The organism is Chryseobacterium ureilyticum (assembly GCF_900156735.1).
Lineage (GTDB): Bacteria > Bacteroidota > Bacteroidia > Flavobacteriales > Weeksellaceae > Chryseobacterium > Chryseobacterium ureilyticum.
The window spans coordinates 17,617-32,867 of sequence record NZ_FTOL01000015.1 but is presented as its reverse complement, the minus strand read 5'-3'; the positions used below and the strand labels follow the sequence as shown (position 1 = coordinate 32,867).

The window sequence follows — 15,251 nt, the reverse complement described above, 5'->3', positions numbered from 1 at the left end:
TTATTTAATTATTCCGGTTCCGGTTCCTGTTTGGGAAGTGGCTGTTCCAGATGTTGCAACGGTTACATTTACCTCGCCAGTTTTAACAAATTTGTATATTGCTTCAGCCATTTCTTTAGCAATTCTGTGTCTGGATTCTTCAGGCTTTTCTGTTTCCTGAGATTCTTTTGTAAATATCTTTAGTAGTTCATTTTCCAAAATTGGTTTCCCTATCTCTAAACTCATTTTAAAAGGCTTTTAAAATCATTTTTAATACTATTAAATTCGGGCTCAAGGATTAATTTGATGGTAGAACCTGTATTGGTCTGATAACCTCTCTCAATGACCGTGAAAAGACGGTCCATTAGTTTTAAGAGGTTTTGATTTCCGGCCTCAATCAGAATTTTATCTGTTAGCTCCAATTTTGTTTCACCAACATTCCAAAGAAATTTATCAACTTCATCGGAAGCGATTATCATCCAATCTTCATCATCTTCAATACGTATAGCTAAAACAAAAGACCCTATTTTAGGAATTTGTATAAAGCTATTTTTATCTGAAAGCACAGGCTTTAATCTCACTTCAAGATATTCCTGGTCATCTTCATCAATAAGTACGCAGGTTCCTTCATTTTCGTTTACCGACTTTACTCTGGCTATATTTGTAACCATTGGTGCTTTTAACCAATTTTCAAAGCCATTACGGAGTTGTTCCAGTGTTGCCATCCCAAATAAATCCTAATTTTGCTGTTTGCCTTCCGCCACTCATTCCAAATTCTCCGGAAACTGATTCTACAAAGTAGTGACCTGTTTTCTCTGGATACATTCCTCCATCAACTTCCAGTACCATTCCTTTTGTAACATAAGGAATGAGGAAAAGTTGTAAATTCCCTTCATAACCTTTGTAATTCTCTTTAATTTGAAGACGGTTAACAATTTCCTGTACATACTTTGAAGGAATTCCCGGCTTAATTTTCACCTCTTTTTCATCATCATATTTTTTAGTGATCCGGTTCAATGCTTTCTCCTGGAGTTCTTTCTCTTTTTTGATACGTTCAGCCTCCTTTTGAGCATCTGTTTTTTTAAGGTTGTTTTTAGTCTTTGTAACTTCTCCTTTTTGGTCCTTTTCCCTGACTACTATTTTGACGTTCTTATCAACTTTTCGTTTTTGAAAGTCATCATCTTTAACAGTGTTCCAGCCAATTTTAACTTTAGCTCTGGTTTGAACCTTACCGAACAATGTCCCTACATACAGTTCATCAAAATTGAAGTATACTGCTAATTGACATTCTTTTTTAAGATATTCCAGAACCTGAATTCCGGTAGCGTTTTTAAAGCGAACATTTTTTAAAGGAATATCTGGAAGCTCAGCGGACAACTTAATATCTGTTCCAGTTGTTACATCCTGTAATAACTGCTTTACAGTTACCGTTGCATAGGTCTTATTAAAAATAATATCATACAGTTGATATCCATACCCTTCACACTCCAGTTCCACCGGAACTCCAAGCTTTACATTTCTGACAAAACCAACAAAGCGTTTTTCATTTTTGTTATTGTATCCTAAATGAACAGAGACTCTATCACCCTCTTTAAATTCATAAATTAGTTTTTTTTTGTCTGGAGTATTTTTGTCGAACGTTTGATCTTTATTTTCATTAATCATGTGAGATATACGTGGTAAAGTAATACTACAGGAATCAATAAAAGATCCTACATCTGTCTTCCATGATACTTTGTTCGGTTTTACTTTGGTATGTTCACCTATACTAATATCACTTGTTAAATAAAAAGCCATATTATTTCCATTCTAAATCAGTTATAAAATCACTTTTACACGTTAATTGAAAGGGACGTATCCAGTAATTTTGACCCTGAGTTTCAGGAAACTCCAAATCACTAATTACTATACGACAAGTCTCATCTAAAAACAGTTCCGGGTACCCGCCATGAAGAGTCTTCTCCAGTGTACTTTCCCTTAATGCTGTCAAATCAAGAATTTCTTTCTCTGGAAATTTCCTGTTTTTTCCCACTAAAAACCCTCGAATAGTGAACTTATAATTATCAATATTTATAATTTCTGTGACGGTTCCTTTTCTTTCCACTACTGGAGTATCAATGATAGTACTCACCATATTAACAGAGACAGTACAGATATCTATAGGAATCTCAATCGGTTCAATATTATCAGCTAATATTTTAGATCCTTTTAGTACAATAGGAAACCAGATATCTTGACCATATGTTCCGATTTTATTTAATGCCTGCCCTGTTCTATTGCTTGTATGTATAGTTCCCTTTGGTGTTTCATTTTTAGGAATCCCGGAATAATTAACATCAAGATTTAATTTTTTAGGCTCATCAATATGATAGGATTGTCTTCCAAAGACTTCACCATATAATTTAAAAATATTGATTACGTTCGCTGTTGTTGGTGTCATTTACATATTTTTAGATCCGTTATACAATACTCTTCCCATTAATTCCATTAACATTTTTTCAATCTCCTGTTCACTTTCTTTCATATTCATGGTGGTAAACTGGATATTATCAAAGAATTTACCGAGGTGAATTGTTATGTACTTCGTTCCTCCACCTGCAATAGTATCTCCTGCTTTTTTCGATTCTTTCTTATTCTTAGTTTTGTCCTTATCTTCAGGGACACCAACATTTTTAAACCTTGTTAAATCTGCTTTATAGGGTTTTGTGTCCTCTTCTTTTTTCGGTTTTGGTAATAATGCGACACTCTGAGTCACATCAATACCAATTTTATTATCTTTACCAAACCCGAGAATTCCTTTGATGATTTTATAGACGATTTCCAGAGTTTCCAAGAAAGGTAGGAGTACGTGATCCCATACCCAACCAAGTAGTTTACCAAGTGCTCCAGTGACCTCTAATATACTGACCAAAACAAAATGAGCTCCTTTGAAAATATCTATCATAAGCTCGGACTTTGATCCCCATGCAATGATTCCGGAGATTATTTTCCAAACCGTTGAAAATATCGTTTTTAGTGTATTCCATAAAACACCATACGTTTCAACTAAAGTATTTAGGAACTCCCCCCAAACACTGGTCCCCGTACCAATGTTCATGATATAATCAATCGCAACACCAAGACCTTTTGAAATCATATCAATGTAAGGAGCTGCCATTGCTAACATTGGCTGAACCATTTGAGACATTTGAATTGCAACATCGAGTACTTTATGAATAACTGGGGCAAATGCATCGCCAATATCTGTTAATGCATTTTGAGATCTGTCTTTAACGGATTCCCATTTACCAGCCATTGTTTTATTCATCTTTTCCAATGCTCCTTCATACAACCCTCCTTCCGAGCGAGCTATCGCAAGCGATTTTGCAAGAAGATCATATGTAACATCCATTTTTTTGACTTCTTTCTCAGATTTACCAGTTGCGGCTGCTAATAACCCATAAATATTGATTCCGGCATATCCGAACTGTTTAATATCCGCGGCGGAAGCTACACCTAACGACTTAATTTGTTGCATATTAATTGCCATTCTCTGAAGTTCATCATTTCCTCCACCTGTTGCAGAAATGGCATTGGCAAGGTTCATAATGTCTTCACGTGCAGCTTCAGCATCGCGATCAACACTGACTAATGCCCTGTTAGCCTTTAACAAAGTACCTGTATCATAGGACGATATTTCAGCATCATGACGAATTTTGAAATAATCCTCTGTAGCTCCTTTATCTCCAATAAATGTTGACAGACCAGTAATATCCTTTTCTTTTTGCATTGATCCGGAAATAGCCCCTCCAATACCTGCCTTTACTGCATTTAAAAAAGCGGATGCGATATTCATCCCAACATCGGCAAGCATATTTCCTGTCATTATCCCTCCAATACCAGAGCCTCCACCGGAACCTCCTCCAGAAGAACCTGCTCTTCCTGCCGAACTTCCCGGATGTCTTGATGCCAATCTTTGCAATCTTTCAAGTTCTCTTCGGGCTTGTTGAATCTGACTGGGAATAGTAGAATTACTAATAGTACTTTGAACAGTTCGGATCTGACGTTGAAGTTCGTTATAGGATTGTCCTAAAACTCGGTTTCGGCTTGTTACACGGTCAGCATGCTGGGCCATTTGAGCAAATGCAGATCGTGAAGCTGAACTCATCCTTGATAAGCCTCCGCTCATCAAATCTTTCATTCTTACTACAAATTCTACAATATTACTCACGATCTACATTTTATTTTTTTGTTGTGCTTCCCATATTTCCAGAGCTATTCCAGTGCGATAGAAAAATTTTTCGTCGCCCCATTCTTTGAGGGCATTAAAACCAAATTGCATTGTACCAAAGACGATCAGAAATTCGATTCCGTCTTCTCTTTTTTCAAAAGTTTTTTTTCCCCTTTCGTTAAGCACGAAAAAACTCTCCTTTTTTACTTTCTAAGATGTTGTTCATCTGAAGGAAAACAGCGATAAATAAGTCTTCATCCTCAATAAGGGCGTAGTCACCATCTAGCCACAGATTTTCTACGATCATGGCAACCGCTTTGGACATTCCATTCATTCCAATTGCTGTCAGGTAATCGCCCAGGTCTTCAGCCATTGGCGGTCTTAATACCGCTAAGTTGTCATCAACCTTTATATAGATCAGGTCTCTGTTTCCATGTTGCTGTTTCCAGTTGGTGAGTTGTTCCTCTCCAAATCTTTCAATAAAGGGAGTTCTATCCTTTACCTCATTTTTTTGAGAACTGGCTTCCTTCTCTTTTTCTTTGGCTTTTCTTTTAGCAAATACATCCTGTAGCTTTGCTTTATTTTCGTCTGTGTTGATTGATTGTTTCATTGTTTTATTTTATTATTAATTAGTGAATTTGTTGACGACCCATTGCAATAAATGGTAAGGTTACCTCTCTATTTTTTGCACCCTGTTCCATTGATATTCCATCCTCTGTAAATTGAACCCCTGTTGTAATGATGCTTTTCAGTTTATCAGTAAGTCTACGTTTAAAGGAGATTGAAATAATGATAAGTTCATGAGGAACCTCTGTGATATCATCATATCCTGCATCCTGAGCAGCTTTATTCATAGCATCCGCTTCAAAACCTAAAACCTTGATATTCCCTTCATATTTAATATTCCCTTTAGTAATATCAATAGGTTCCATTCCTGAACCATAAAGAGGATCTGCTTCCACCGATTTTTTTGATTCAAAGCCACGAAGTCCTTTGATTCTTCTATTTAGAATTTGTACTTCAAAGTTTGCCCATGCACACTCTGAAGAGGTGATATTTACATTCATTTTTTAGATTGATTTTGTTAAGCCTAAATTGATAATGATCCAAGTCATATAACCAAGTGGTTGTATTTTGATTTGTTGTTCCAAAGTGGAAGTATTAATCAAATCCTGATCGGTTGGAATAATGACATCAGCATCACTGATCTGATCTGCCATGTGTAAAAGAAGCTGCTTTTTAATATTCTGCTCCAGATATAAAGCATCAGCATCATTGATCTTTCCATCCTTAGTCATTCGGACGTTTGTCTCCAAAAACGGTGTTGAGCTACTTGTAGAGATTCGTTGAGCCTTATCAATCAATCTGCCATGTACCAGGATATGAAAATCATCAGTTCCAGCCATTTTATCAACACTGAAATAATATCCGGAAACACCTTCACGGGTGTGGTAATGGATATATCCGGCATTTGTAAAATTATTGAGTTCAACTGGGTCATACTCATCTACCGGACGGGTTCCAATATATGCACTGGTAACACTAAGGATGCCATTCATCCCATCTCCTAACTTAATATGAGCAGGATATTTTACAGCTCTTCCCAAAGCAACACCAATGGATGCAGAACCGTCATTTTTTGTACCACCTATGACAACACCTGAATAGGTGTTTTCTGAAGTGATTAGCTGGTCGATAGGTGTTACAGATTCATTCTTAACTCTACCTTCAATAAGAATTCTTACAGGGCGGTTCATTGATTGCTGATACTGTCCTAAAACTTTAGAAGTTACCAATGCTTTTTTTACATCCTGATCCAGAAATCCTGTTCCGGAATCATAAGAAGCTGAAGGATTTCTGCAAACCCCGACAAGATTAACACGTCCTTTGGATACATTGAGTAATTTCTTTACTCCGTTTTGATTGGTAGAAGTACAAGCCAATTCCATTGTCATAGTATCTTCATTGCCGAGAATCCACAATTCCTGACTTCCACCAAGTTCATTGTAAAATTCGAGGATGTGCCTGTATAAAAATGGCTCAGCAGCTTCTGTGTATCCTTTTTTGATTGCATCATCTAGTGAATAAACGGTACGAACCTTTCCAATGTTTTCCGCAGTTTTAGCAGTCCCTACAATTCCTGCAACACCATCCGTAACCAATACTTGACGCTGCAAGTTGCCATTTGTAACATTTGTTTTTACGCTTGGCGTTCCACTTCCTTGCATATTATTTTTGATTAAAGGTTTCTTTTAGTTTATTAAGAGCTTCTATAAGAGTAGGTGCTTTCTGATTTTCAGCTTCTACATTAAAAAACTTTACTAACTTTTTCAGATCATTGTAATCTAATTTTTCTACTTCCGATTTTTGTAAAAAAACAGTCATTGCCAAAATTTCCGCGTCTGAAGGTTTGGTTCCAGATTCATCTTCATTTTCGAATTCGCCTTCTTTTTCAAGAACTTTTCTTAGGTAGGATTCGATTTTTTGGTCATCAAGAGTCCCAGCCATTCCCTGAGCCGAACCAATTGTATGGAAAACACGACTGTCAGAAGTAATATGGCATTCGTTACTTTCTGGATGACGATTGAAATAATCAATAGCCCTTTCTTTGAATTTTTTCATTATATAGAAATTAAATAGTTATTAAATAGGGTTTAAATGACCTTTTTCCAGCGAAGGATAAATACGAGGCTGACAATGGCAATGAGAAATAAAAAGATTCTTCCGAGCCATATTTGTACATTTTGGAACCAGTTGAGTGGTGTTTCCACATGTACTGGTATCTCCACATAGATAGGTTTTTGCTCGTGTTCTTTAATATAAACTTCACGCCATTGTTTAAATAATGCCTGCGCTTTTTTATCGCATTGTACTGTAAGCAGCTCTCCGGTTATTTTAACCTTTGGTTTATCCAGTACAATGCCCGGCTTTGAATTGTTTTTAGTGTTTGTAGTCTCATTTAGGACTGGTGTTCCGTTCACACATTCGATGTAAGCCTGATAATAGGAACTGTCTGCATCGACTTTAAAAATAGTGTCACGTACTGTTATGATGGTTTCTTTTGTGTTTTCTATTACCGCCGGAGGTGATGGCTTCCTAGCTTTGCAGGAAACCAACGCTCCAATGAATAAAAAATACACAATGAATGAGAATATTGTTTTCATATTATTTAGAGAAATAAAGGTTTGCCTCGTGTTTTCTACGATTGACAAGACCAGGGATTACTTGTTTTTTACCTTTGATAGTCCCATATTTCCAAGAAGCAAAAGCATTTCGAATACTTGGATCGTTGGGGTTTTCATTCACTTTCTTGAGCAATGTTGAGCTATTGAAGTTCGGACAGCCAATATTATAGCATAATGAAACTAAGGCGTTAAACTGATTTTGATTGATTTTTGACGTTACTTTTTTGTTGACGTTGGCAACATATTCTTTTAATGTGTTTAGGAACAGGGCTTTTTCCCTTTCCACGGATACTGTATCCCCTTTTTTTACGGGTGAACCATCCTCATAGTAGGTTACACCACGGCCGATAGTCCATTTTCCAACACTGTCAAGGTATGCAGTGTATTTTATACCTTCACCTGTTGAAAGGAACTTTTGCCCCGATAGATCCAGCATTTTATCTGCTTCCCAAGTTGCAAAGGCGAATGTACTTTGTAATAAAAATTGAAAATTTGCCATAAGATTAAAAAATAAGAATCACCTGCCGTGTCTTATAACAGGCGATTCTTTCATATATAATTTAGTTATGAATTATTATGCTGTTTTAGCCTGATTAATGGTCAGGACTCCGCGCCAGTCTTCACGTCTGCATCTTCCACCTGTTTTAATCAATCCGGAATGGATATCACCATAGTATAGAGGATTGGCAATATCTTGGAAAAGCTCAGTATCACCTGTTGATTTTGCAACACTGTCCTTTTGCCAAAGTAAACATCCAAGATTTGAATCAGCCTCCAAAGCTTCACCCGGAAGAATCGGCTGGTTAGTTGTAGGATTAAAAGCCAAAACTGAACTTCTCTCAAGGAAGGTAAATCCGGCAAATTGCCCCACAACACCATTTTTTAAATCTACAGAACCTTGGAATGCTGCCATTTGGTTTTGAGATAAGGAATCAATGAACTCCTGTAACATATTACTTTCTAACATTGCGTAACGCTCTGTTTTTGCTACATTACCTTTATTCATCATCGCTTGAGCGGTTTGGAATTGCTTATGATGAAGAGCCTTTCTTTGTCCGGTCTGACCGTCAACCAAATTAACCTCAGTCGCTGCACCTGTTGTTTTAATCTGATTGGCCACAGGCAGATATTCAACCTGTGATCCACCGCCTGCGATTGGCTTAAATCCACGAACCCAGTTATACAACATATCATCCCCAACAGTCTCTACAAGAGTATTAGTGTGATCTCCTAATACAGAATCTGTTTTTGCATAGGAAATTTCCATTCCTTCTGTCCATGTGATTAAAGTAGGATCAGTAGTGTAGACATCCAATGCGTAAAAGATTGCTGTATCACCTCTTTGAACTGCTACGGCTGGGAGTTGTCCCCTGTTTTTTACAACATTTGGTTTTGCGCCTGCCTGTGGAATGTAAACAAGCGATCCACCTTTTACAAACTTAGATTCGTCAACACATAACTTTAAATGTGGGTTGCTTTTAAATAATTTTTCTACGATATACGATACCCACAATTCCTGTGGGACTTTTACACTTTGTGCCATAATTAATCTTTTAGATTAGGATATTTTTCGTCTTTTAATTTGGTGTACAGTTCCGGAAACTTTTTTCTAACGGTTTCTAACTCTTCCGAGGCATAGAGATCATCCCATGATTTGCCTTCAAATTTTTTGAGTTCCGGGTCTCCGTCTTTAATACCATTGGTTACTGATACCTGAGCAGGCATTGTGTCAATAAGGGCTTTTAAATCTTCCGGATTGGTAGCGTAGGATTTTGATAGAATAGCAGCTACTTCATTGGTTAGCTTTTTATCAGTCTTTCCTTTGTCGATAAGGTCTTCAACTTGCTTCTTTACAGTTTCGTCTTTTAGATCCTTCAATTCTTTCGTTTTGGTATCTAAATCAGTTTTATATTCATCTGATTTATTAGCCTTGTCTACAAGGTTATTGATCGCAGTAACTACTTCGCCTTCGTCTCCTGCTTTCAAATTAAGAGCGGTTAAGATTTTTGCCGCATCTAAGGTATTATTACTCATATTTAAGAATGTTATTTTTTCAAAATCGACCAAGCTTAATTCGTTATTTTCTGCATCATATAGATTGGAAAGTGCATTGTAATTGCCCGGAATATCAACCAATGAAATTTCACGAGGAAACCATTTTGTAACTGTCGGTCTTTCCTGTCCGGAAAGCATTAGACTTTTATCACTGGATGCATCCAGAACAGTAATTTTACCAACAGAAGCAGCATTTAAAAATCCTCCTTCTATTTCATCAACTGTTCTTTGTCCTCTGGGGTGAGATAAGTTAATACATGGTTTTGCATACACTTTGTCACCATCTACCCTGAAGTCTTCCCAACGAACCAAAACACCCATTTCACGGGGAAACTCTTCTGTTCCATGCAAAAAATAGCCTATCGGGTTTCGTTTTACTTCATCTAATTGCAGACCCTCTGATAGACATCTGTATTTGTAAACATTAACAGAATTATCTGTTACACAGAACTCCTTATCTATCTTCTTAAACTTATCACTCATAGGCTTCAAATATTATGTTCTAAACTTTTGTGAGTACAAAGATTTTAAAATCCGCAACGCTTTGAAAATAAGAGCGCAAGGATTGCATAACTATTTCATTAAAAGGCGGTTTCATCTCAATTTTGTATCGAGAAAAACTATAAAATGGCAGTAAGTAAGACACAACAACGGGAACATGCAAGACTTCTTTATGTGGGTGAAATGATAACCCTAAAAGAAGTGGCTGAACGTGTAAAAGTCACTGAAAAGACGGTCGGAAAATGGTGTAAAGAGGATAATTGGGATGATCTTAGAAAAAGCCTTTTAAATACCCGCGAAAGTCAATTGGTTCATTTTTACAATCAATTGGAAGCAATCAATATGGATATCGCTAACCGCCCGGAAATACTTGTTAATGGTAAACCTATCCAAAGACCACCAAAAAATATTCCCACCAATGCTGAGGCTGATACCATCAGTAAAATCACTTCAAACATTCAAAGATTGGAACGTGAAATAGGATTAGGGGAAATAATTCAAACCGGGAAACGGATGATTCTTTTTATTCAGAAAATCAATCTGGATGATGCTAAAATGTTCACAGGATACTTTGACGAATATATAACTAGCAACTTAAAAAATGGCTAAAAGGAAAAAGACTGATAAGGAGTGGCTGGCAGAATGGAAAGATTTTGGAGAAAACATTAACCAGGCAACACCTATTGATTTAACGGAGTCCACGGTTGATAAGCTAAAAAGAATCAAACGGCTGGAAGAAAATGACGAGGAATGGTTTAAATACTATTTCCCGAACTTCTACACGTCCGAACCTGCTGACTTCCATAAAGCCTCTACAAAAAAGGTCATGAAAAATGCCGAATATTATTTGGTACGCTCATGGGCTAGGGAGCTTTCCAAGTCTGGAAGGACCATGATGGAGGTTTTAAAATTGGCTTTAACGGGAAAGAAAAAAAACATCCTTTTAGTTTCAAACTCCTATGATAATGCAAATCGTTTGCTAATGCCTTATAAGGCAATTTTGGAACGAAATAATAGAATTATTGAGGATTATGGAATACAAAAAAAAATAGGATCGTGGGAGGATGGAGAATTCACAACGCGGGGGGGGGTTGCCTTCCGAGCTTTGGGAGCTGGACAATCTCCAAGGGGAACCCGTAACAATGAGATCCGTCCGGATGTTATCATTATAGATGATATTGATACTGATGCTGAATGTCTGAATCCGGAACTGATCGAAAAGAAAGTAAAATGGATTAATGAGGCCCTTATCCCAACACGTTCGATTTCACGCGGTCTTTTACTAATAGCCTGTGGAAATATTATAGCTGATTATTGCTGTATTACCGAACTAGGAGCAATAGCGAAATCCATAAAAGGTGGAGATTGGGAGATCATCAATATTCGTGATGAAAATGGTCTGTCTTCATGGCCTCAGAAAAACTCTGAAGAGGCTATTGATAGAGTAAAGGAGACAATCAATTATGAAGCGTGGGAAAAGGAATACAATAATAACCCGATGGATGGTGGGAAAACTTTCAAAAACCTTGTAGATACAGAAGCATTCAGATTAAGATATTGTAATCATGTTGTTATTTATGCCGATCCAGCACCCAGCGACTCTGAGAGCAAAAAATCATCAAATAAAGCCATTGGGATTATTGCCAATATAGGATTAAAATATCAGGTTTATAAAGCATGGCTTGACCAAATGACTAATGCAAAATTTGTTGATTATCTCTTTGAAGCTTATAAAATATGTCTGAAAGCAGGGGTTGATCCTATTGTAATTTATGTTGAAAATAATACCCTGCAAAACCCACACTATCAAGGGATCTTACTTCCATCTGTATTTAAAAAACAGGAAGATGAAAATATTAATCTTCCCATTACTCCCGATGACAGGGATAAACCTCACAAGTGGACAAGGATTGAGGGGAATTTAGAGGCTCTAATTCGTTTGGAGCATCTGACTTTTAATGCAAAAGAAAAAGATAACCCCCATATGATAAGGCTTAAAAAGCAGTTCACAAATGCCAATCCAAGATCAAAAGCTCTTGACGGACCCGATATGGTAGAGGGGGGAGTTGTAAAAATAAGAGATAAAAAACAAGCAGAAGAAGCCGGAGGAATTGATATGTGGGCAAGACAACCAAGTAAACACAGACTTTAAAATTATGTTAGTTACAACCAAAGATTTAGAAACGGAACTATATCCGGAAGTTATTGAAGAAATTACAAGAACCTCGGAAGAGGAACAAAAAACACAGATAAAGGCAGCGGAAGATTTTGCCAAAGGTTTTTTATTTAAATACAATTTAAATGCTCTTTTTGGTACAGTTACAACTGCACCAACCGTGCAGGATGAAAGTTTAAAAAAGTGCATTAAAATCATTGCTGCTTATTTCCTTGTAAAAAAAGCAAATCCCAATGTACAGATGCAACTGTTCAGGGATGATTATATGATGATGATTGGAACTAAAGAGGAACCTGGGTGGCTGTATGAAATCAGAAACGGGAAAATTAATCCGGATTGGCCCTACAAAGAAGATGATCCGGAAACCCCAGAGGATGAAAGCAAACAAAATAATGAAGTATACTGGACTTCTACAACAAAACGAGTAAACAGATTTTAATGGAAAATAAACAATCAGCTACACCACAAGGCATCGCACCCATGTATTTAATACATGATTTAACCATCGTTTCACCAGATAGAGGACGTAAAGATATACAGTCATTAAAAAATGCTGTAACCTCGGCTGAACAGGTACATTTTCCAAACAGGACTTTATTGTATGACCTGTATCATGATGTCTATACAATGGACGGATATTTATCTGGGATTATTGATAAGAGAATTGATTTTGTACTTAACAAAAAATTGAAATTCTACGATAAGGAAGGTAAGGAAGTAGAAGAAATCACCAAACTTATGCGTTCCAATGAAGGCCGTGAAATCATCCGTAAAATTATGGAATCTGTGTTTTGGGGCGTTTCCGGGATTGAATTTAAAATCGGTAAAAAACTTGAATGGGAAGAAATACCGAGAAAACACATTAAACCGGAAAAAGGCATAATTACAAAGAGTCAATATGGAGTAAGCGCCGAAAGTGGTTACAAAATAGAGGATCTTCCTTTTGTATGGATAATCGGTAAGAAAAATGACCTTGGTAAACTTTTGGCCTGTTCCATGTATGCCATCTACAAGCGTGGAAATTTTGGAGACTGGGCGCAATATGTGGAAATATTTGGTCAGCCTGTACGAATTATCGAATATGATGCCTATGATACCCAGACTAAAAAGGAGCTGAAAGAAATTCTTGACAAGTCCGGAAACTCACTTTCCATGATGATTCCTAAACAAGCATCATTCCAGATGCTTGATGGAAAGCAAAGCAATGGAGATGGTAAGCTTCAACAAGCTTTCAAAGATGCCTGTAATGAGGAAATGGCAATCCGTATTCTTGGTAATACAGAAACCACTTCCAGTTCAAAAGGTTCCGGATATGCTCAGGCTAAAGAGCATGGAGAGCAACAGGATGAATTAACAGCTTCTGATTTAATTATGGTAGAAAACTATCTGAATTCAGAGAAGTTATTAACAATCCTTAGATCATACGGTTATCAGGTAGATGGCGGAAAGTTCGCCTATGAGCTGGAGGCGAATTTAGCAAAATTGAAAAGCCGTATGGAGATTGATCTTGAATTATCAAAGATCATCCCCATTGCTGATGATTATTGGTATGAGACTTATTCAATCCCCAAGCCTGACAACTATGAAGAACTCCGGAAGAAAATGGATGAAAGACAATCATTCAATCCAATGACTAAAAAAAATGTGGAAGAAGTTCCGGAAGAACCAACACCAAAAAATAAGAAAAATAACGAGGATGAGGATCCGGAAAACCTCACTGATTTTTCAAAGCCTAAATTATTGGATAAATTTTTAAAACAGTTAGCCGATTTTTTCGACCCCGCCCGACAATAGTCGGGCAGCTAAATGACCTATACAGCAATCAATGCGAGACATGTGGTGGTATCATCGAGAATCTTGCTGATCTTGATAATAACTGGGATGATATCTATAGAGAAATTGCAAGGGAACTATTGGAAAACAAAGACATTCTCATTAATGCAAATCTCCACCTCGAAACTGCTAAAAAATTAATTGAAGCCCTTGAAAAAGGCTTGGACACAAGTGTTTATTATGATAATGATACCAGACATCTTGCAGAAAAATTAAAACAAAATATCTATGCGTTTTCGGCGGCAAAGTCTTTCACACAGATGATGTACTATAGAGATATGATGATTGGGGATGATGGGAATACTCTTAGTAAAGGTTCTTTCATAAAAAAAATAGCCAATACAGGGGAAGTATTCAACAAGAGATATCTGGAGGTAGAATATGAAAATGCCTATTATTCATCTATTATGGCAGATCAATGGGACCGCTATGCTCCTGATGATCTTTTGGAATACACTACTGTTGGTGATAGACATGTACGTCCTGCACATGCTGCACTTGATAAACATACAGCACCCAAAAATGATCCCTTTTGGATTAGAAACTATCCGCCTAATGGTTGGAACTGTAGATGCTCTGTTGTACCAGGTGATGAAAACTTTAAAAATAAATTAACGGACCGGGATGCAGGAAATGTTTTAAAACAGGAAATAAAAAACACCCCATTTGATAACAATGTCGGACTATCAAAATTGATATTTAAAGACAACCACCCATATTTTGTAAACTCAAAAGGTAAGGAATCAAACCTGAGCTGGGAACAATATGGAATGCGTGATATTGATCGGATCCGGACCAACCAGCTACCGGAATATATTGCCACTACAATGGAAGATTATCTAAAATGGTGGGAGAAACAGAAGAAAATAAATGGCGATGATATAGCCATAAAGGATGTTCTGGGAAACAATATTATTCTTGAAAGTCATCAGGACAAAAAAGGAAGGAACACAGATTATTTTAAGGAACATATTATCCGGAAAGAAGAGGATAAAAGACATGAATATGCAACAGAGGTTGCCAATGTTTTAAAGAATCCGGATGAAGTCTGGATGAACCCAAAAGATAATAATACGAAAGTCTATCTAAAGTATTATGAAAATGGAACTATAAAACTTATTGTCAATGGTGATAATAAAGGAGAAACCATGTTTTTAATTGAAAAGGGTGATAAATCTGAACTCAATAAGCTAGGAGAAGCCAGAAAAGGAATTTTACTACATAGATAAAAAAAACGGACCGTAAAGGTCCGTTTCTATCAATATGTACAAGGTCTTTAACTCATCTGTTTAGGAAGCTTAAAGCCGGTACT

The 15,251-nt window shown here is 36.8% G+C and carries 19 protein-coding genes; 5 read left to right on the top strand and 14 right to left on the bottom strand.

From position 1 onward, the window contains the following. From BW983_RS23195 to BW983_RS23130, 14 genes are all read right to left on the bottom strand, one after another. Positions 1–225: a BTB/POZ domain-containing protein gene (locus tag BW983_RS23195; RefSeq protein WP_076554173.1), complete on the bottom strand. Its 225-nt coding sequence runs from the start codon at positions 223–225 to the stop codon at positions 1–3. Next, positions 222–704 (bottom strand): hypothetical protein, encoded by a 483-nt coding sequence (locus tag BW983_RS23190; RefSeq protein ID WP_076554171.1) that lies wholly within the window; start codon positions 702–704, stop codon positions 222–224. Before BW983_RS23190 ends, BW983_RS23195 begins: the two co-directional genes overlap by 4 nt. Further along, positions 679–1,776, bottom strand: coding sequence for a hypothetical protein (locus tag BW983_RS23185; protein ID WP_076554169.1), 1,098 nt, complete (start codon positions 1,774–1,776; stop codon positions 679–681). The genes BW983_RS23190 and BW983_RS23185 overlap by 26 nt, the downstream gene beginning before the upstream one ends. Position 1,777: 1 nt before the next feature. Continuing rightward, positions 1,778–2,419, bottom strand: a complete 642-nt coding sequence (locus BW983_RS23180; RefSeq protein ID WP_076554167.1) for a DUF6046 domain-containing protein — start codon at positions 2,417–2,419, stop codon at positions 1,778–1,780. Next, the gene (locus tag BW983_RS23175; RefSeq protein ID WP_139329350.1) at positions 2,420–4,189 is read right to left on the bottom strand and encodes a tape measure protein; all 1,770 of its coding nucleotides are present in this window, start codon (positions 4,187–4,189) and stop codon (positions 2,420–2,422) included. A gap of 3 nt (positions 4,190–4,192) precedes the next feature. After that, the gene (locus BW983_RS23170) at positions 4,193–4,375 is read right to left on the bottom strand and encodes a hypothetical protein (RefSeq protein WP_076554163.1); all 183 of its coding nucleotides are present in this window, start codon (positions 4,373–4,375) and stop codon (positions 4,193–4,195) included. Further along, positions 4,368–4,799 (bottom strand): hypothetical protein, encoded by a 432-nt coding sequence (locus BW983_RS23165; RefSeq protein ID WP_076554161.1) that lies wholly within the window; start codon positions 4,797–4,799, stop codon positions 4,368–4,370. Before BW983_RS23165 ends, BW983_RS23170 begins: the two co-directional genes overlap by 8 nt. 19 nt (positions 4,800–4,818) lie before the next feature. Next, a complete protein-coding gene (locus tag BW983_RS23160; RefSeq protein WP_076554158.1) occupies positions 4,819–5,256 on the bottom strand; it encodes a hypothetical protein in 438 nt (145 codons plus the stop codon). A gap of 3 nt (positions 5,257–5,259) precedes the next feature. After that, on the bottom strand, positions 5,260–6,417 hold the full coding sequence (locus BW983_RS23155; protein WP_076554155.1) for a DUF2586 family protein: 1,158 nt from the start codon (positions 6,415–6,417) through the stop codon (positions 5,260–5,262). A gap of 1 nt (position 6,418) precedes the next feature. Further along, positions 6,419–6,811, bottom strand: a complete 393-nt coding sequence (locus BW983_RS23150) for a hypothetical protein (RefSeq protein ID WP_076554152.1) — start codon at positions 6,809–6,811, stop codon at positions 6,419–6,421. Positions 6,812–6,843: 32 nt separating this feature from the next. Next, the gene (locus tag BW983_RS23145) at positions 6,844–7,353 is read right to left on the bottom strand and encodes a hypothetical protein (protein WP_076554150.1); all 510 of its coding nucleotides are present in this window, start codon (positions 7,351–7,353) and stop codon (positions 6,844–6,846) included. Between the two features lies 1 nt (position 7,354). Continuing rightward, a complete protein-coding gene (locus tag BW983_RS23140) occupies positions 7,355–7,873 on the bottom strand; it encodes a lysozyme (protein WP_084184661.1) in 519 nt (172 codons plus the stop codon). Between the two features lie 75 nt (positions 7,874–7,948). Next, complete coding sequence (locus tag BW983_RS23135; protein ID WP_076554148.1) at positions 7,949–8,917, bottom strand: phage capsid protein; 969 nt, start codon at positions 8,915–8,917, stop codon at positions 7,949–7,951. A gap of 2 nt (positions 8,918–8,919) precedes the next feature. After that, positions 8,920–9,912 (bottom strand): phage protease, encoded by a 993-nt coding sequence (locus BW983_RS23130; protein WP_076554146.1) that lies wholly within the window; start codon positions 9,910–9,912, stop codon positions 8,920–8,922. Between the two features lie 144 nt (positions 9,913–10,056). On the opposite strand from BW983_RS23130, the gene BW983_RS23125 reads away from it, so the two are divergent. The 5 genes from BW983_RS23125 (at position 10,057) to BW983_RS23105 (ending at position 15,168) form a co-directional block, all read left to right on the top strand. Continuing rightward, positions 10,057–10,539, top strand: coding sequence for a DUF1804 family protein (locus BW983_RS23125; protein WP_076554144.1), 483 nt, complete (start codon positions 10,057–10,059; stop codon positions 10,537–10,539). Then, complete coding sequence (locus BW983_RS23120; protein WP_076554142.1) at positions 10,532–12,082, top strand: hypothetical protein; 1,551 nt, start codon at positions 10,532–10,534, stop codon at positions 12,080–12,082. The genes BW983_RS23125 and BW983_RS23120 overlap by 8 nt, the downstream gene beginning before the upstream one ends. A gap of 4 nt (positions 12,083–12,086) precedes the next feature. Further along, entirely contained in the window at positions 12,087–12,545 is a 459-nt protein-coding gene (locus BW983_RS23115) for a hypothetical protein (protein WP_076554140.1), read from the top strand. Beyond that, positions 12,545–13,900: a phage portal protein family protein gene (locus tag BW983_RS23110; protein ID WP_076554138.1), complete on the top strand. Its 1,356-nt coding sequence runs from the start codon at positions 12,545–12,547 to the stop codon at positions 13,898–13,900. The genes BW983_RS23115 and BW983_RS23110 overlap by 1 nt, the downstream gene beginning before the upstream one ends. A 119-nt stretch (positions 13,901–14,019) precedes the next feature. Then, positions 14,020–15,168, top strand: a complete 1,149-nt coding sequence (locus BW983_RS23105) for a phage minor head protein (RefSeq protein ID WP_076554135.1) — start codon at positions 14,020–14,022, stop codon at positions 15,166–15,168. Positions 15,169–15,251: the final 83 nt, after the last annotated feature.